The following is a 17,797-nucleotide window of genomic DNA, read 5'->3' as shown; positions in this document are numbered from 1 at the left end:
TTATTTTGCCTCCTTCGCTTCAAACTTCTCAATTTCTCTTTTAGTTCCAGCCGGTGTTTCTTTAAAGGTATTCTTTAAATATTCACTAATTTTTTGTTTTGGCATATTTTCAACTTTATTAATTGCTTCATTAATTTCAGCACGAACTTGCTCAACGTAGGTTTCCTCATCTTCTTGCTTCCAAAGACCCTTACCCTCAAGATAAAGTCTCATTCTTACCAATGGATCTCTTTTGACCCAAAGATCATCTGTTTCCTTCGTACGATACCGTTTTGGATCATCTCCAGAGAGAGTATGCGGACCATAACGATAAGTTAGCGTCTCAATCAGTACTGGACCATTACCTGCTAATGCATAATCACGAGCTTCTTTTGTTACCTCATAAACAGCTAATGCATCCATTCCATCTACTTGAATTCCAGGAATTCCGGCAGCCACTGCTTTTTGAGCCAAGGTCCCGGCAGCCGTTTGCTTACTACGCGGGACTGAAATTGCAAAACCATTATTTTGAATGACAAAGATTGCGGGAGCTTGAAACGCACCTGCAAAGTTAATTCCTTCGTAAAAATCACCTTGTGATGTTCCACCATCACCAGTATAAGTGTAGGCCACATTCTTTTGGCCTTTTAACTTGAAGCCAAGTGCTACCCCCGCAGCTTGAACATATTGTGCTCCAATAATGATTTGTGGTGGTAATGCCCGTAATTCAGCAGGATACTTATTACCGTCGACATGTCCACGTGACCACAGAAATGCCTGATATAAAGGCAATCCATGTTGTACAAGCTGTGGTACATCACGATATGCTGGTAAAATAAAGTCTTCTTTTTCCATCACAAAATTCGATGCAATCTGGCTTGCCTCTTCACCTGCAGTAGGTGCATAGAATCCTAGGCGTCCTTGACGATTCAATTTTGTCGAACGCTCATCAAGTGTTCTCGACCAAACCATTTGTTTAAAGAGTTCAACAAGCTCTTCATCACTCAAATCCGGTTTCCAATCAGGTTCCAACAATTTTCCCTCTATAGATAAAAGCTGTACCGGTTTGAATTCATCATCAAATTTCTTCAATTGTTCAAAATCGATTATTTTTTTTGACATTTCTAGACCTCCTCATCATTATCAAGCAAACATTACAGCAAGCCTCGTTTACAACGTAATCCGTGATACAACTTATTTCTTTCCACTAAGTTATATTTTTCTTTTGTAAACCGCTTTCATACTTATTTTAACGCCTTTTGCACAATATTTAAACATTGTGATTGCATGAACTTATTATGATATACAAGAACCATTTCTACAACAAATTTGCTATCTTAATTTTCATCAAAATATCATTTTAAATTCTGTGGTTGTGATTTCAAACACATACTTTTTTTCATTTCCATTGTCTAACTATGTCACTTCACTCAAAAATGCTTTATTATTAATTTAATTAATCTAGAGGAGATGTCTCACATGTTATGGTTTTGGAAAAATGCAGCTCTGTTAGTCGCTATCACAAGTCTTTTTTTCATCCCGATATTGCTTTTAAATCTTTGGGGCCTATCGAGCGGTAGTCATCTCATTTACGGAATCTTAATAATTATCGATTTTATCTACTTAAATCTCGAATCAATTTTCATTGCAATTGTGGTAAGAAAAAAGCGTCTGGAGAAAAATCCAGACACCGATAGTAAAAAAGATGATTGACATTTTTTAATAAATTTTGCTTGTTTTGTGGAGAAAAAACCAAATAATTCCTATTTGAAAAGAATCTATTTTATTTTTATTACCATCCAAAACTTGTACAAAAAGTATATCTTCCATAATCTAAACCTTTGCTATCTTGCCCTGTTCAATATAAATCGCCAAGATCGAAATATCTGCTGGGTTAACTCCACTGATTCGACTAGCTTGTGCCAGTGTTTCGGGACGAATTTTTTCGAATTTTTGCCGCGCTTCCGTGGCAATTCCCTCAATCGCACTATAATCAATTCGATCTGGAATTTTTTTGGCTTCCATCTTTTTGAGCTTCTCAACTTTTTGATTGGCCTTTTTGATGTAACCCTCATATTTAATTTGAATCTCAACTTGTTCAATTACCCGATTATCAATTTTCTCTGTCGGCTCTGGAATAAACTCAGCTAATTCAGCATAGGTCACTTCTGGGCGGCGCAAAAAATCGCTTGCCAATACGCCATCTTTCAGTGGTGCAGCACCTTTTTCTGCAAGAAACGCATTGACTTGCTCATTTGGCTTAATTCGATAACCCTCAAGTCGTGCTTTTTCAGCTTCAATTGCCGCCTTTTTAGCTTCAAATTGAGCATAACGTTCGTCAGAAATCAAGCCAATCTCATGGCCTAATTCAGTCAAACGCATATCTGCATTATCATGACGCAAAATCAAGCGGTACTCTGCACGCGATGTTAATAAACGATACGGCTCGTTTGTTCCCTTGGTTACTAGATCATCAACCATCACACCAATATAGGCATCACTACGCTTGAGCACAACTTCTTCTTTGTCAAGAGCGTGTAACCCTGCATTAATTCCGGCTAACATTCCTTGACCAGCAGCCTCTTCATAACCCGAAGTCCCATTTGTTTGACCCGCAGTATATAATCCACTAATTAGCTTTGTCTCCAATGTAGGTCTTAATTGATACGGTGAAACAATATCATATTCAATTGCATAACCTGGCCGCATCATTTCAGCATGCTCAAGCCCTTTGATAGAATGCACCATTTGCTGTTGAATTTCTTCTGGCATTGAAGTCGACAAACCTTGAACATAAAACTCATCGGTATTGCGTCCTTCTGGTTCAATAAACAATTGATGCCGCGGTTTATCAGCAAATCTCACAATCTTATCTTCAATCGATGGACAATACCTTGGTCCAACTCCCTCAATCACGCCTGAAAACATCGGCGCACGATCAAGATTTGCTCGAATCAACTCATGTGTTTTCTCATTAGTATATGTTAACCAGCATGATAACTGATCCTTTGCATTCAAGTAATCATCATCAGAAGTCTCAAAACTAAAATGATTTGGTTCCTTGTCACCCGGCTGTTCTTCAGTTACTCCATATTCAATCGTATTTCCATCAACTCGTGGTGGAGTTCCCGTCTTAAAGCGTTTCAGTTCAAATCCTAATTTTTCCAAATTACCTGATAGTTTCATCGAAGGCTGTGTATTATTAGGACCAGAGGAATACATTAATTCACCTATAATAATCTTTCCACGAGCTGCTGTTCCAGTCGTCAATACGACACTTTTAGCACCATATCGTGCGCCTGTATTAGTAATTACACCTCTAACAACACCATCTTCAACAATTAAGTTATCAACAATTCCCTGACGTAATGTTAGATTTGGTTCCTTTTCGATAGTGTGCTTCATTTCGATTGAGTATGCACGTTTATCAGCCTGTGCTCTCAATGCCCTTACAGCTGGACCTTTACCAGTATTCAGCATTCTCATCTGTACATACGTCTTATCAATATTACGACCCATTTCACCGCCAAGTGCATCTAATTCCCGCACAACAATCCCTTTGGCTGGTCCGCCTATAGAAGGGTTGCATGGCATAAATGCCACCATCTCAAGATTGATTGTTACTAAGAGAGTTTCATTCCCCATCCGGGCTGCAGCCAATGCAGCTTCACAGCCTGCATGCCCCGCTCCAACTACGATTACATCATAGTCTTTGCTAGCATATTGCTTTACGTCCATTACGATCTCCTATCTTCCATCTAATTATTTATTTTCCTAAACAAAATTGACTGAATAATTGCGTCAATAGTTCGTCTTGATAACTATCTCCTGTAATCTCGCCCAATAAATCCCAGCAATTAGTCATATCAATTTGAATTAAGTCTACTGGCATATTAGCTTCGATTCCGCTTAAAACAGAATCTAATGAGTCTCTTGCTTGATTTAAGAGACCAATATGTCTTGCATTTGTAACCATGATCGTTGTCTGACTATTCTCAATTCCGCCAAAGAACAATTTTGCAATTTTTTCTTCTAGCTTGTTAATTCCTTCATTCTTCAAAACGGAGATATTCAGCAACTCATCTTTACCTACTTCCTTCGTAAGCTGTGTAAAGTCTATTTTTGAAGGCAAATCCACCTTATTTAGTAAAACGATTCTTTTCTTATCTTTAGTTAAGTCTATTAATTGTTGATCTTCAACAGTTAATGGTTCACTTTGATTCAACACCAACATCACTAAATCTGCTTGCTCAATTGCCCTTTTAGAACGTTCAACTCCAATTTTTTCTACTTTATCTGAGGTCTCACGAATCCCTGCAGTATCAACTAATTTAAGTGGAACTCCTCTAACATTTACATATTCTTCAATCACATCGCGTGTTGTTCCCGCGACATCTGTCACAATCGCTTTGTCTTCATGCAGTAAGTGATTTAACAAACTAGACTTGCCAACATTAGGTTTACCAATAATCGCCGTTGCCAATCCTTCACGTAAGACCTTGCCTTGTTTAGCGGTTTGTAATAGTTGTTCTATCCGTGCTTTTGTATCTTGTGCCTTTTCTTTTAGTAACCTTGTTGTTATCTCTTCAACATCGTCATATTCCGGATAATCAATATTGACCTCGACCTGTGCTAGGACATCTAATATGTCTTGACGTAAATTCCTGATTAGCTGTGAAAGATTCCCATCCAATTGGTTCAATGCAACTTTCATTGATCTATCCGTCTTAGCTCTGATAAGATCCATCACTGCTTCTGCTTGTGAAAGATCAATTCTGCCATGTAAAAAAGCACGTTTGGTGAATTCACCCGGTTCAGCCAACCGAGCACCATTGCTTAATAGTAGCTGTAGAATTTCGTTAGTTGCAACGATTCCTCCATGACAATTGATTTCTACAACATTTTCCCGTGTAAATGTTTTGGGTGCCCTCATTACTGAAACCATAACTTCATCAATTTCTTGCTTAGTTCTCGGATTAATAATATGACCATAATTTATGGTATGACTCTCAACTTTAGTTAATTCTTTCCCAGAAAATATACTTTGTGCAATCTGTAATGCTTCTTCTCCACTTAAACGCACAATTGAAATTGCACCTTCACCAGGTGGAGTTGAAATCGCTGCAATCGTATCATATTCTGTAATCGTATTTGCTGCCAACTCTCCACTACCTCCTTTTAGACAATAAAAAAAGCGCCACTCCACGCCTTGAAAACGTGGATAAAGCACTTTGACTACTTCATCAATTAAGATAAGAATGATTGCCTATAATATACTTTCAATTATTGAAAAAGTCAATAAGACAATCTTTTTCTCATCTTATGGAAAGATTTTAATCTCACCTTTTCCACATGATTTGTATGTTTTATTAAACAATTCTGGCATTAAAAATAATAAAATTACATTTTTATTAAAAAAGAGGTTGCTTTTTTAATGACAATAGTTATAATAAGAAATATCAATTATGAAGTCACGTTATAGCAATCAATTATTGAGAGGAGTTGAGCAACATGTCACGTACAATCACTGTTTGTAGTAATACCGCCCAGTATCTAGTGAGCCTAGTCATTATTAGCACGCGCGATGTGTTGCTTAATGTCTCGGCTGATTAGATTGTTCAGACATTAAGTCCATCGCGCTAGGATAACTAGGCGATGGATTTTTTTAAGCACCCACCGCCGAATTATATTCTTGGCGGTGAGTGCTTTTTGTTTTAACTTCAAACGGCTCTCATGATTCAAAAATAAGGAGGAATTAAAATGTCACTTTCAACAACACCAAAAGCAAAGGACCCATCTGAATTAGACTGGAGCAATCTTGGTTTTACTTATATGAACTTGCCTTATCGTTATCGCGCTTACTGGCGCGATGGTGAATGGCGTGATGCTGGTCTTACAGATGAAGCTACAATTACCATTAATGAAGGATCAACATGTCTGCACTATGGTCAAGAGGTTTTTGAAGGACTTAAGGCTTATCGCTGTAAAGATGGGAGTATCAATCTTTTCCGCCCAGATCAAAATGCCCAAAGAATGCAGAACAGTTGTGAAAGACTAATGATGCCTAAGGTTCCTACTGAAATGTTTGTCGCAGCATTAAAGGAAGTTGTGAAAGCCAATGAAAAATATATTCCTCCATATGGCACAGGTGCTACACTCTATCTTCGCCCATACCTTGTCGGTGTTGGTGGCAATATTGGTGTTCATCCCGCTGAAGAATATATTTTTTCAATCTTTGCCATGCCCGTTGGAAACTACTTCAAGGGTGGCTTGACACCTACAAACTTTATTGCTTCTGAATATGACCGTGCTGCCCATAAAGGAACTGGGGCAAGTAAGGTTGGCGGTAACTACGCAGCTAGTCTCTTCCCTGGTCAGCTTGCACATAATGCTGGTTTCTCGGATTGTATCTATCTTGATCCAATTGATCACCAGAAAATTGAAGAAGTTGGTTCAGCTAACTTCTTTGGAATCACTAAAGATGGTAAATTTGTAACACCTAAGTCACCATCCATCTTACCAAGTGTAACTAAGTTCTCGTTGCTGTACCTCGCTGAACATAACTTTGGTATGAAAACAGAACAAGGTGATATTTACATTGACCAACTTGATCATCTTGCTGAAGCCGGTGCTTGCGGAACTGCTGCAGTTATCTCACCTATTGGTGGTTTCCAATACGGTGATAACTTCCATGTATTCTATAGTAAAACAGAAGTCGGCCCTGTCACTCGCAAACTATATGATGAATTAATTGGTATCCAATTCGGTGATATTACAGCACCTGAAGGTTGGATTGAAAAAGTTTAGGACAGTATTAGGACAAAAAAAGGAATAGGAGTTGTTCAACAATGGAGAACACAGGTGCTACAAAATCAACGACAACAGTTAAGGACTATGTATATCGAATCTCAGCTGCCGTTTCCAATGCCATCTTAGTCACATTAGGGATCGGACTGTTGCTGCAGACAATTGCCTCGTTTATTCACTGGAATGCCTTATATCAGGTCGGTGTTATTGCTAATGATTTATTAGCCCCCGCTCTTGGTGTTGCAATTGCATCTCAATTAGAGACAAGCTCGCTCGTCATTTTTAGTGCAATGATTTCTTCAACAATTGGTGCAAATGCGGTGCACTTTACTTCAACAGCTGTCAATGGAACAACTGCAACCGGCACATCTTTAATGCAAGCTGCCGGAAGTGCAACTTTTGCAACAGGTCAGCCAGTCAGTGCTGTCTTAGCTGGATTGATTGCCGCCTTAATTGGTAAATATCTATCTGGTAAGACACCTTTAGATATGATGCTTGTTCCTTTCACTGCAACCTTGGTAGGAGGAATTTGCGGGTTAGGCCTGGCTGCTGTCACTACTCCATTGTTGTTAAACGCCAGTGCATTCATTGCTGAGACAATGCAAGTAAATCCATTAGTAGGCTCAATTTCAATTTCTGTAGTCTGGGCACTCTTCTTAATGACCCCAGCGTCATCAGCAGCTTTAGCAATCGCTTTAACATTGGATCCAATTTCGTCAGCTGCTGCTTTGATTGGAACAACATCACAATTTGTTGCCTTTACAGCAATGTCATTTCGCCAAAATAACTTAGGAGCTAATATTGCGCAAGGAGTTATGACACCAAAAGTACAATTTCCAAATCTTTTGATTAACCCATATCTATTAGTCCCTTCGCTGCTCTCAGCTGTTGTCTGTGCCCCAATTGCAACGATTATGTTTGGCTTCCGCTCAACCTATAAACTGGCCGGTTTAGGATTAAATTCCTTTATTGCACCCTTGGCCTATGCCGCACAAGGATGGAGCCAATTCGCAATCTACATGTTTACAGGGGTTGTCTTACCTATGGTTATTTCACTGGTGGCATATGGAATGATGAAAAAAGCTGGTTTTATCAAAGAAAATCAATTACACTTGGAGATCGTTTAACTAATTCTAATTAGCAAGGGATGTAAAAAATGAGTAGAAAATATGCAATCATCGGTGTAGGACATGTTGGAGCTGCAATCGCATTCTCACTTGTAATTCAAGGCTTTGCCGATGAATTGATTCTAATAGATAAAAATAAGAAAAAAGCAAGAGCAGAACAACTTGATCTTCAAGATGCAACAGCACGACTAGGCAGCAGACCCAAAATTAAAATTCAAGATTATTCAGAACTAGCAGATACAGATATTCTTTTTGTTACTGCAGGAAATATTCATGCACTTGACAATGCAAGCGGTAATAGATGGGCCGAATTCGAATATACTCGTGAAATTGTAAAAGATATTGCACCTAAAATTAAAAAAAGTGGATTTAGCGGCATCTTAATTGATACGATGAATCCTTGTGATGCAATTACTCAATATCTTCAAAAAGAAATCGGATTGCCTGGTTCACGTGTACTTGGAACAGGGACTTTCCTAGATACTGCTCGTATGCAGCGTGTTGTATCAGAGAAATTTAATGTTGATCCTAAAAATGTATCTGGTTTTGTATATGGTGAACATGGTGAATCTCAATTTGTAGCATGGTCAACAGTCAGTGTTAATGGACTTCCGCTTGAGACCCTTGCTCCAAAAATGAATCTAGACTTAGACACACTTGAGGATACCGCACGATCAGGCGGTTGGGCTGTTCATTCAGGTAAAGGCTATACTAGCTTCGCAATTGCAACCTGTGCAATTAAACTTAGTCGCGCAGTCCTTGATGATGCACAACTAATGTGTCCTTGTTCATCTTACAATGTCAAATATGACTCATATTTAGGTCAACCAGGAATAATCGGAAAAAATGGAGTTGAAGAACTCATTGATATTCCTCTCCAACCTGAAGAAGAACAAAAACTAGCAACTTCTGCAGCTACTATTAAAGAAAAGTTTGCTACAATGTAATTTTCGTAATAAATAGAAGGAGCGCGCCATAAGTCAGGAAAATTTGAGTATTAACTCGAAATTACGAACATAGCGAGTACTTTGTTATGAGTAATCCGAAGTTAGACGGAGAGTTTTGACTTACGAAACACGTTTATACGGAATAAATAGAGGCGCTGAATCAAAATTTGACAGCTCTACAATATTAGGTGTTGATGGAAGTTCATCAACACCTAATTTTCATGTACAATAAAAGAACAAGTTCCCAAATGCACCACCAAATACCGACCAAAGTAAAAGTAAAGGAAAATGAGAAAACGTGTTCCAAGACTATTCTATCGAAAATATACTTCAAATCCAAGGCCCAAATATCAAATGCATGATGGCAAGTAACTATTCAAATGGCCCACTAGAAGGCATTAATTGCAAAATCAAACAAATTAAACGCATGGCATACGGCTACAGAAATTGGTCACATTTTTACACCCAGATTAGAATTGAATTTACGATTCGAATAAAAAAAAGAAAACCAATTCGAAAATGAATTGATTTTCTTATAAAAGTTTCTCATCAACAGCGATTGACAAAGAACCAAAGTTTATTTAACCCAGCACCTCTATTTGTATTCTAGAACACAATTTTAAGATTATCTTCAGAATCTCTTTATTATTTTTGCTCCGAAAAACTAGTTACGAGCCATAAGCACATCACATGATGCATTCCTAATAACATAAGACGCAACTGACCCAATCACTAGTCGCTCAAAGAAATTCTTTCCTGTCGAGCCAACCAGAATCAAATCATTACCATATTCAGGCTGAAAATCATGCGCAATCACAAGTTTTGGATTTCCAAAACGTAAGTGAACATGTACAGCTTCTTCATTAAGCCCATTTTCTTTAACTAACTTTTGTTTCAAACTAAACATGTATTCCTCATTAGCTTGTTCAATTCGGTAAACTTCACTGCCATCTAAAGCAATTCCAGCTCCACCATATTCTAAGGAATTCAAGTCAAGCACACGTAAAACATCTAATGTGGATCCTTCATTATTCTTCACTGTTTCTATCGCCTTAGCTAAAGCAACTTCGGAACCTTTAGAACCATCTATTGCTACCAAAACTCGTTTATAATTTTGCATCATCTCAACCACCCGCCTTTGGGGAAAAATATTTCTAATATCATGATAGCCCTTGAATTTATAAACTTCAAGTAATCACACAAAAGTTGTGATTAAATTAACATCTTTATATTTTATCTAATCCCAAGCAAGAAATAATAAAAATTATAATAGTGATTAAAATTAAGCTTTTCCCTGTGAACGCAAGCTTCAATTCTTTTCCAGTTGGTTTATTGCTTCTATACCATTTACGTATTGCCCCTTTGTAAAACCATAGAATTACCATTCCGATAACTCCACCAGTCCAAATCAGAGTACTACTGACAATATCCGCTTGCCTGTCATTGAAATTCTGTAAAAAATAATTGAGAGTATCTCCTAACACAAAGTTATTAAAAATGTGCAGTAAAATTGACCATTTGATACCATAGGTCAGCGCCACGTATCCTAAAATCAGCCCTACAACAAATGCAAATGGAGTTTGAAGAAAATTACTGTGGTACAGTCCAAACATGTAAGCCGAAATTATAATTGCAAATCCTTGACCATATTTCTCTAAATTACGTAACAAAAAGCCCCTAAAAACAATCTCTTCAGTAACGGGACCAAGAAATCCAGCATATAACAACATCGAAATTGTTTTACTGGTTCCTGTAGCTTCTTTTAGTTGTTCCGTTGAAGTGTAGCCTATCAGGTTGACAAGGTGTTCAAAAAGAGAACCATAGACACTTAGAACAACTTGACCAGTCATTACTACTGCGACAAGCGCAAGAAAGATTCCACCTGTCATCTTTCTTGTACTTACTGCAAAGGTTTGTTTCCTTATGCTAGGAGTCATACTTACAAAAATCACGAAAAGTCCTAACCCAATTGCAACTAAATATGGTAATCCACTATTACTAAGAAAATCATTAACTGCAGCTTTACTTTCTTTTCTCATAGAAGATAATATAAGTGATGAAACAAGTGCTGCAAATTGAAAAACTATGAAATAAACAAAAATTATCGTAGTGACCTGGCGTACATCTTTTTTTAATGTCTTATCTGTGATATCACTCTTTTTATATTCCAAGAATTTCACCTTACCATTTCTGGTTCTAGATTATTATGCAGATTGAAAGGTTATCTCATCTATTACTTTAACGTGTTTCATGTTTCATTCTCTTTTTTACTCTAACGGTGTGTTTCAGAAATAAGTTGCCTTAAACCAGCTTCTGATGTTCCTCATGAAAATTCTGTAACTGCTCATCTGTAAGCTTACCCAACTTATACAACTCTTTTTCGATTAATTCCAATATGGTAATTCTATCACTAACATTACCAACAAAATCGAATTGATCACCCTCTACAACTAGCAACGGTGAGATAGTGTATGACTCAACCCACTCATCGTAATATTTCAAAAGTCGTTTGTAATAATCAACTAAAGAAGGATCATTTTCCACTAGTTCATAATCACGACCTCTTTTAGTAATTCTTTTAATCATTGTTTCATATGAAACATGAATTGTAATCATCAAATCTGGTGATTTCTTTTTTGCAGCAAAAGGTAATTCCTCCATCATATTGGCCAGTAAGCTCTGATATATTTGATATTCCACTTCTGTTGCATTACCCATTTCAGTATTCATCTTCATAAATAGCTCGTCTTCATAGATTGAGCGATCTAAAATATTATTGTCATCTTGCATGGCTTCCTTAATCATTTTAAATCTCTTATTAAGAAAATATGTTTGTAGAAGATATGCATAGGGGTTAGTTGCTTCATTATCCCCTTCTGCCCTTTTTTGAGCTGCAATTTCATTTCCCTTATAAAATAATGGTAGAACAGGATTATCCTCAACTGGTTCAAAAAAAGCCTTCGTCCCGAGTTCTTTTGCTAATATTTCAGTCATACTTGACTTACCCGATCCAATAATCCCCGATAATGTAATCAAAATGATTTATACACCCTTTCTTTGTTAACTTCATTCTATTTCCAAAAAACGACCAATTAATATCATACTAGCTTTTTAAGAAAAAATAAAGAATTGCTTTTAAACTAATAATCGCAAAAAGTTCAATAATATCAGTACATAATGTTTCAAAAATCTTTTTTGCTTTTTTTTAAGAAACAGTAAAAGCCGGGATTCCTTTTAGGATAAATACTGCGACAATATGCAACAAATTTATAATAAACCTTTTCTTTTTCCCTTACTGAATTCCAAGCATAATAATCCCTATAACCTTTTTTTACGATATCTGCATACTGGCCCGCATATCGACCGCTACCATCCTTTTTATAATAGGATTCTTCAAACTTCCAGTAATAGGAAGTACTTTGTTTTTTGGTCAATCTCCTGCGAGTTAACGAATCACGCGGATGACTAACATCTAAGTTATTGTGGCTATCTCTATCAACAAAAAAAGCAAGTTTTCTACCGCCTATTGGTATTCCATAATTAAAGGACTCTGTATTGACGATATTGAATTCCTTAAAAGAAGTTTTATTTTGTTCTGCTTCATTAGCCAAAAAACCATATCCAATCCACTCACTAACAAAGTTACCTGATTCTAAATTAATTATAAATTCAGACATTCTTGTCCTACTAGTAACCTGCACTTTCATGTTTTGTGGATACTTGAAGCAACCATCACTACGAAATCTATTGTGAAAATTGGCATCTGATCTATAATCCAGCTTAATAAAATAAAATTTTTTCCCATATTTGAGCAATTTTTCATAATCAGTCGTTCCCTTAAAAAAGGAACGGATATATTGAATATTATTGAAATCTAAATAACTTCGAAAAAGATGAACTTTATTTGCAAGTTCACCCAAATCATTTGTCATACTATATTCCTTTAAAGTTTTCCCGGGAAATACTTTTTGAACAAGCCTACGAAAATAGCGTAAAAAGTTGCTATGCGGAGGCATGGCAGAATCTAAATAAAAATCTCCATTTAACTGTAAAAAGCCAGTGTGATCAATGTTTGCACCTAATTGCCACAAGACCAATTCAATCTTTTGGTGCGCTGTTAACTTTGATTTTCTGAGCATTTTAGTATATAAATTTGAACCAACAGCGTGCAAATTACAGTTTATTGTTCCAAAGTCATCGCTGGCACTATTCAGCATTACTTGCCACTGCAGCTTCCTATTTATATATTTAATAACCGGTTTATCCCATCCGCTGTGTATCAAATCACTTAAAATTTTATTGATGTCCGCATGATTCACTATCTTTTGCCTCCACTCACGTCGCCTGAAATTACAACACAAGAGATTCACACGGATTACCATTTGCAACCGTATTAGCAAGTATATTATGAGTTACTACACTTCCTGCTCTGATAATCGCTCCTTCACCAATCTCAACGCCTGGTGTCACAATCACATTATCTTCAATGATAACATTATCTGTGATTAATATTGGCTGCTCACTGCACCAATGTGCTGCACGTAATTCAGGATTTTCAGCATGATTAGATGTGTAGATTCCAACTTGTGCACCAATTGAAACATTGTCTCCAATTTCAACTTTGTTACAATCGATAACTTTAAAATCCCTTCCCGCGCTGAAGTGGCTTCCTACAGTTAGATTGAATCCAAACTCACACGTAAATCCTAAGTTAATCTCGGCATGATGTCCCAAATGAGCAAAAAGGGCCTTCATTATTTCTATCTTTTTTCGTCCATTCCTAAGTTCATTATCATATTTCCTACATTCAAAATATGCATGATTCCTTGCTTTGGAAATTAAGGGATCATAGTCGTAATAGAGCTCTCCAGAATTCGTAATTTGTTTAACATACTCTATTTCAAAATTTGTTAATGCACTATGTTCGCTTAAATCCATCTGGTTATCCTCCTTATTTGGTCTATAATTAAATTATATACTATACTTGAGGTGAAAAAATGGACATTGAAAAAGTTAAAAGGCTAACAATCAATGAAAATACATTTAGTGCATCTACTCCAGAAATTACAGCCGCTTCCAGACATGCTTTTGAACAATGTTGTGCCTTCAATCAACTAGTTATTACTAAAAACAGTTATGACTTTGCAATACTTGAACAACTCTTTAAAAACATTGGTGCTGATGCCTACATCGAACCTAACTTTATGTGTACATTTGGTTTTAATATCTCTATAGGAGACAATTTTTTTGCAAATCATGATGTTACAATGCTTGATTTCGCAACAATTACAATTGGTGCGAATGTTAATGTTGCTCCAAAAGTTGGCTTTTATACCGCTAGTTATCTTGAGGATCCTACAGAAAGAATAGCAAAAAAAATGATTGCAAGACCCATTACACTTGAAGATGGTGTTTGGATTGGCGGCTCTGCAATCATTCTTGGTGGTACAACAATTGGAAGAAATTCAATCATTGGTGCTGGAAGTGTTGTAACACATGACATCCCCGCAAACGTGATTGCTGTAGGAAATCCCGCTAAAATCCTGCGTCCAATTAAACTAACTAATCATTTTTAATCATTTCTTTTGAGCCATTCTGTAAGAATCTCCGCATATTTTTTATTCTCTTCTATGAATGGCATGTGCCGCGAAGCTGCAAAGAGATGCCATTCTGAGTTTGCCAAGGCATCAGCCATTGTTTTTGAAACTACTGGTGTACTTAAATCATTAATTCCGCTCATTATTAACGCAGGTATTTTTATCTTTGATAATTTCTCTGTATACTCATAATCACTCAAATTACCTTGTGGTGTATATTCATTTGGTCCCCATGCGGTTATATAAGATTCGATGCCACTTTTTTTAGGACGCTTTAGCACTTCTACCTGACTTTCTTTTGGATCATCACTGGCATATAACTTCATAAAATGTGCATTCGCTCTAAGATACAAAAGATCTTTAAAGTCTTGCTGTTCTTCCGCCTGCCTGATAGCCTCCTGCTCATTACTTGGTAAATATTTTATAAGCCTATGAAGTTCCCTAGTCCATAATTCAGCTGAAGAAAGCGTACTGGATAGGACCACGCTTTTAACTGCACTTGCATCCCTATCACAAAGATACATGATTGCTAGCATTCCACCCCATGACTGGCCTAAAAGATGAACCTCTTTCAATCCTAAAAAAGTAATGAGATTCTCTAATTCATCAAGCCATGTGCTGGCCTTATAAAGATCTCGTTTATCATCTGGAATTGAAGAATTTCCGCAACCTAACTGATCATACATTATTAATTGTCTTTGACTCGTTTCTGCAATCTCATCGAGCATTTCAAAATAATTATGTGTTGAACCTGGTCCACCATGTAGCAAAATCAATGGTGGATTTGTCGTTTTTTCTCCTACTACTCTGTAATACGTTTGGTACTTGCGAAAAGGAATAAATCCTTCATTTACATGTTTATTCTTTATTCTGACCACTCACTAACTTATTATTCTTTTATTAGATATATATTACACTTTTCACAGTTCTTTTGCACAAAAATGAACTGAGTCATAAATAACGTAATTTCATTTGAATTCGTTTTATGTTGTTCTGAATAAGTGTGGTATTAAACCAACTCCCAAGCCTTTAACTTTTTAAAAAGCCTCTCCGTATAGGCACTATCTAACCAGATTGCCCATCAGAACATGCATGCTTAGCATAATATTTTATTATCATCTAACTACATCATTTGTGATACGGACTACTGTATCACTTTTACCAGCGGTTTTTTAACTTGCTGAACCGCATTACTTGTGATACGGAGATATATATCATATCTAATCGCTATCCATTTCATCACTCATTACTGACATCCACTAGTTACCCTTTTTTACTCTCAAGAAGGTTCAATAATTTAGAAAGTTGCGCTGAATCTTTCAAATGTACTTCATCAACAACGTCATTTAGCTCATGAAAGATTGCATTGATTTGTTTAGCTACTACTTCACCCTGAGGCAACAAAAACAATTGCCGTTGATGTGAATCATCTGGATCAACATGTCGGATAATCAGCTCTTGCTTTTCAAGCTTTTTAATCATATTCGTCAATGTTGCTGGTTGAACATTCAAGTAATTAGCCAAGTTAACAAGATTAGTACCTGGAACATCACTTACATAGTGCAATAGCCGAGCATGTTCCATTCTGATGCCAATATCGGCTAGACAATATTGGATAATTTGACCCTCCATCTGGCCGATTTGATAAATCAATTCTGCAGTTGTTACCTTGTGTTGATACATTCTTTTTCACCGACTTTCACGTTATAGTTAAAACTTAGAATAATTGACTTATAAAAAAGCAAGCGTTGTAATATATCATTGCGCCGAGATTGTAATTACAATCTATATCACAAAACTTTGGAGGCCACTAATGTCATCAACTAAAACTTACCACGTAAAAACAATCCTGCTCATATTTATGCTAGGCACATTCATCTCCATTCTCAACCAAAATTTACTGTTTACTGCGTTTCCAGATATTATGGCGACTTTTTCGGTTGACAACAACACGATCCAATGTCTGACCACTACATATATGCTAGTGAATGGTGTCTGGATGCCTGTCACTGCCTACCTAATTAGTCGTTTTAGTTCACGTCAATTAACATTTTTTGCTTTAAGTACTTTTACCTTTGGAACCCTATTGTCAGCACTTGCACCAAATTTCACACTATTATTAATTTCTCGGCTCATACAAGCAATTGGTGCTGGTATTCTCATTCCGCTAATGCAAGTAGTCCTATTCACGATTGTTCCTAAGGAAAAACACGGAACTGTCATGGGTATTATTGGCCTGACAACAGGATTTGCACCTTTAATTGGACCAAGTATCACTGGCATTATCTTTAGTCGCCTCTCTTGGAGATACCTTTTTTGGCTAGTTTTCCCTATTGGCCTCATACTAGTCGTCGCAACTGTACTAGGAATGCAAAACGTTGGAACTTCTGATCGTACACGTAAACTGGATTATCAATTAGTAGCCTATTCCACACTTGGGTTTGGTTGGCTACTTTATGGCACTGGTGTTCTTAATCAACAACCTGAATTAGGCGGAATATTTGTTACACTTGGTATTTTATTTATTATTGATTTTATCTATAATCAATCATCTTTAGACACTCCCATGCTCGACTTTCGTGTCTTTAAGAATCGCCAATTTTCGTTATCACTCATACTAGTCGTCTTATCTTTTGTCACATTAATCGGACCCCAAGCCATAATTCCATCGCTGGTACAGACTGCAATGCATCTTACCGCGCTAACCTCGGCACTTGTCTTGATGCCTGGGGCCATTGCCAGTGGGGTTACCTCACTTATTTCGGGACGCCTATAATACGATCACGTAGGTGGGAAGATTCTCGCTATTATTGGTAGTCTAACTGTATCAGTTTCAATGATTCCTCTTCTATTTCTAACCACATATAGCTCTCTAAGCATGATGGCAGTTTATCTAGTGTTTAAAATGATTGGCAATGCCTTAGTGATGACACCACTAACAACTGAGGCATTAAATGTGTTACCTGATAACCTACTGAAACACGGCACCGCCATGGTCAACACGCTTCGACAGGTTGGCGTTCAATTGGTACAGGTCTCTTGGTTACGATTCAAACATTTTTCAGTTCACACTCAGTCTTCATTGGTGCCCGTGCATTTTTCATTGGAATTATTATGATGGGTATAATTCGACTCATAATTGACTTGATGTTGAAGCCAACTGAACAACTAAAGAGCTAATCATAGATAATATTTGAACTAACTCCGTACATTCTGAATCGAAGTTAACAACTCATTGAATAGAAAAAAGCCGGTGCTCCTATGTAAAAGAACACCGACTTCTCGTTAATATGTGGTTGCTTGACAACGGCCTACTTGAGGGAAATTACAACAAGGTAAA

Annotated in this window: 17 protein-coding genes and 1 pseudogene; 8 read left to right on the top strand and 10 right to left on the bottom strand. The window is 36.9% G+C overall.

Annotated features, from left to right (window positions below; genetic code table 11):
• The gene (pdhA, locus tag FFX44_RS06195) at window positions 1–1,101 is read right to left on the bottom strand and encodes a pyruvate dehydrogenase (acetyl-transferring) E1 component subunit alpha (protein WP_289978974.1); all 1,101 of its coding nucleotides are present in this window, start codon (window positions 1,099–1,101) and stop codon (window positions 1–3) included.
• 357 nt (window positions 1,102–1,458) lie between these two features.
• On the opposite strand from pdhA, the gene FFX44_RS06190 reads away from it, so the two are divergent.
• Window positions 1,459–1,692 carry a hypothetical protein gene (locus FFX44_RS06190; RefSeq protein ID WP_289978973.1) on the top strand — a complete coding sequence of 78 codons (234 nt, stop codon included), beginning with the start codon at window positions 1,459–1,461 and terminating at the stop codon, window positions 1,690–1,692.
• Between the two features lie 120 nt (window positions 1,693–1,812).
• Here FFX44_RS06190 and mnmG read toward each other — a convergent pair whose 3' ends face one another.
• The gene (gene mnmG, locus FFX44_RS06185) at window positions 1,813–3,717 is read right to left on the bottom strand and encodes a tRNA uridine-5-carboxymethylaminomethyl(34) synthesis enzyme MnmG (protein WP_289978962.1); all 1,905 of its coding nucleotides are present in this window, start codon (window positions 3,715–3,717) and stop codon (window positions 1,813–1,815) included.
• Window positions 3,718–3,745: 28 nt separating this feature from the next.
• Entirely contained in the window at window positions 3,746–5,140 is a 1,395-nt protein-coding gene (mnmE, locus tag FFX44_RS06180) for a tRNA uridine-5-carboxymethylaminomethyl(34) synthesis GTPase MnmE (RefSeq protein ID WP_289978960.1), read from the bottom strand.
• 599 nt (window positions 5,141–5,739) lie between these two features.
• On the opposite strand from mnmE, the gene FFX44_RS06175 reads away from it, so the two are divergent.
• The 4 genes and pseudogenes from FFX44_RS06175 to FFX44_RS06160 all read left to right on the top strand — a co-directional run.
• Entirely contained in the window at window positions 5,740–6,786 is a 1,047-nt protein-coding gene (locus tag FFX44_RS06175; RefSeq protein WP_289978959.1) for a branched-chain amino acid aminotransferase, read from the top strand.
• A 41-nt stretch (window positions 6,787–6,827) separates the two neighbouring features.
• A complete protein-coding gene (locus FFX44_RS06170; RefSeq protein ID WP_289978954.1) occupies window positions 6,828–7,913 on the top strand; it encodes a PTS sugar transporter subunit IIC in 1,086 nt (361 codons plus the stop codon).
• A gap of 29 nt (window positions 7,914–7,942) precedes the next feature.
• Entirely contained in the window at window positions 7,943–8,860 is a 918-nt protein-coding gene (locus FFX44_RS06165) for an L-lactate dehydrogenase (RefSeq protein ID WP_289978953.1), read from the top strand.
• A gap of 370 nt (window positions 8,861–9,230) precedes the next feature.
• Window positions 9,231–9,383: pseudogene (locus tag FFX44_RS06160) on the top strand (transposase); the annotation flags it as partial.
• Between the two features lie 141 nt (window positions 9,384–9,524).
• On the opposite strand, the gene FFX44_RS06155 reads toward FFX44_RS06160, so the two are convergent.
• From FFX44_RS06155 to FFX44_RS06135, 5 genes are all read right to left on the bottom strand, one after another.
• The gene (locus tag FFX44_RS06155) at window positions 9,525–9,983 is read right to left on the bottom strand and encodes a universal stress protein (protein WP_289978949.1); all 459 of its coding nucleotides are present in this window, start codon (window positions 9,981–9,983) and stop codon (window positions 9,525–9,527) included.
• 103 nt (window positions 9,984–10,086) lie between these two features.
• Window positions 10,087–11,040: a type II CAAX endopeptidase family protein gene (locus FFX44_RS06150; RefSeq protein WP_289978947.1), complete on the bottom strand. Its 954-nt coding sequence runs from the start codon at window positions 11,038–11,040 to the stop codon at window positions 10,087–10,089.
• Window positions 11,041–11,161: 121 nt separating this feature from the next.
• Window positions 11,162–11,896 carry a deoxynucleoside kinase gene (locus FFX44_RS06145; RefSeq protein ID WP_289978946.1) on the bottom strand — a complete coding sequence of 245 codons (735 nt, stop codon included), beginning with the start codon at window positions 11,894–11,896 and terminating at the stop codon, window positions 11,162–11,164.
• Between the two features lie 146 nt (window positions 11,897–12,042).
• The gene (locus tag FFX44_RS06140) at window positions 12,043–13,179 is read right to left on the bottom strand and encodes a DUF3114 domain-containing protein (RefSeq protein WP_289978944.1); all 1,137 of its coding nucleotides are present in this window, start codon (window positions 13,177–13,179) and stop codon (window positions 12,043–12,045) included.
• 31 nt (window positions 13,180–13,210) lie between these two features.
• Entirely contained in the window at window positions 13,211–13,798 is a 588-nt protein-coding gene (locus FFX44_RS06135) for a maltose acetyltransferase domain-containing protein (RefSeq protein WP_289978942.1), read from the bottom strand.
• Between the two features lie 59 nt (window positions 13,799–13,857).
• Between FFX44_RS06135 and FFX44_RS06130 the strand changes: the two genes are divergently transcribed.
• Window positions 13,858–14,436, top strand: coding sequence for a sugar O-acetyltransferase (locus FFX44_RS06130; protein WP_289978940.1), 579 nt, complete (start codon window positions 13,858–13,860; stop codon window positions 14,434–14,436).
• Here the strand turns inward: FFX44_RS06130 and pepI are convergent.
• Window positions 14,433–15,326 (bottom strand): proline iminopeptidase, encoded by an 894-nt coding sequence (gene pepI / locus FFX44_RS06125; RefSeq protein WP_289979063.1) that lies wholly within the window; start codon window positions 15,324–15,326, stop codon window positions 14,433–14,435. The two genes, FFX44_RS06130 and pepI, sit on opposite strands and share 4 nt — an antisense overlap.
• Before the next feature lie 394 nt (window positions 15,327–15,720).
• Complete coding sequence (locus FFX44_RS06120) at window positions 15,721–16,140, bottom strand: MarR family transcriptional regulator (RefSeq protein ID WP_289978938.1); 420 nt, start codon at window positions 16,138–16,140, stop codon at window positions 15,721–15,723.
• 130 nt (window positions 16,141–16,270) lie between these two features.
• Between FFX44_RS06120 and FFX44_RS06115 the strand changes: the two genes are divergently transcribed.
• A complete protein-coding gene (locus FFX44_RS06115; RefSeq protein ID WP_289978934.1) occupies window positions 16,271–17,233 on the top strand; it encodes an MFS transporter in 963 nt (320 codons plus the stop codon).
• A 60-nt stretch (window positions 17,234–17,293) separates the two neighbouring features.
• Window positions 17,294–17,575, top strand: a complete 282-nt coding sequence (locus tag FFX44_RS06110; protein ID WP_289978932.1) for a hypothetical protein — start codon at window positions 17,294–17,296, stop codon at window positions 17,573–17,575.
• Window positions 17,576–17,797: the final 222 nt, after the last annotated feature.

It is taken from the genome of Lactobacillus sp. UCMA15818 (assembly GCF_030400225.1).
Lineage (GTDB): Bacteria > Bacillota > Bacilli > Lactobacillales > Lactobacillaceae > Liquorilactobacillus.
Note: the sequence above shows the minus strand (reverse complement) of the source record. Positions and strands in the feature narration are given on the sequence as shown.

Excerpts from the sequence above, each read along its gene's own strand:
- pdhA (WP_289978974.1), bottom strand. The coding sequence starts at position 1,101 with ATGTCAAAAAAAATAATCGATTTTGAACAATTGAAGAAATTTGATGAT.
- FFX44_RS06190 (WP_289978973.1), top strand. The coding sequence starts at position 1,459 with ATGTTATGGTTTTGGAAAAATGCAGCTCTGTTAGTCGCTATCACAAGT.
- mnmG (WP_289978962.1), bottom strand. The coding sequence starts at position 3,717 with ATGGACGTAAAGCAATATGCTAGCAAAGACTATGATGTAATCGTAGTT.
- FFX44_RS06175 (WP_289978959.1), top strand. The coding sequence starts at position 5,740 with ATGTCACTTTCAACAACACCAAAAGCAAAGGACCCATCTGAATTAGAC.
- FFX44_RS06170 (WP_289978954.1), top strand. The coding sequence starts at position 6,828 with ATGGAGAACACAGGTGCTACAAAATCAACGACAACAGTTAAGGACTAT.
- FFX44_RS06165 (WP_289978953.1), top strand. The coding sequence starts at position 7,943 with ATGAGTAGAAAATATGCAATCATCGGTGTAGGACATGTTGGAGCTGCA.
- FFX44_RS06155 (WP_289978949.1), bottom strand. The coding sequence starts at position 9,983 with ATGATGCAAAATTATAAACGAGTTTTGGTAGCAATAGATGGTTCTAAA.
- FFX44_RS06135 (WP_289978942.1), bottom strand. The coding sequence starts at position 13,798 with ATGGATTTAAGCGAACATAGTGCATTAACAAATTTTGAAATAGAGTAT.
- FFX44_RS06130 (WP_289978940.1), top strand. The coding sequence starts at position 13,858 with ATGGACATTGAAAAAGTTAAAAGGCTAACAATCAATGAAAATACATTT.
- FFX44_RS06120 (WP_289978938.1), bottom strand. The coding sequence starts at position 16,140 with ATGTATCAACACAAGGTAACAACTGCAGAATTGATTTATCAAATCGGC.
- FFX44_RS06115 (WP_289978934.1), top strand. The coding sequence starts at position 16,271 with ATGTCATCAACTAAAACTTACCACGTAAAAACAATCCTGCTCATATTT.
- FFX44_RS06110 (WP_289978932.1), top strand. The coding sequence starts at position 17,294 with ATGATTCCTCTTCTATTTCTAACCACATATAGCTCTCTAAGCATGATG.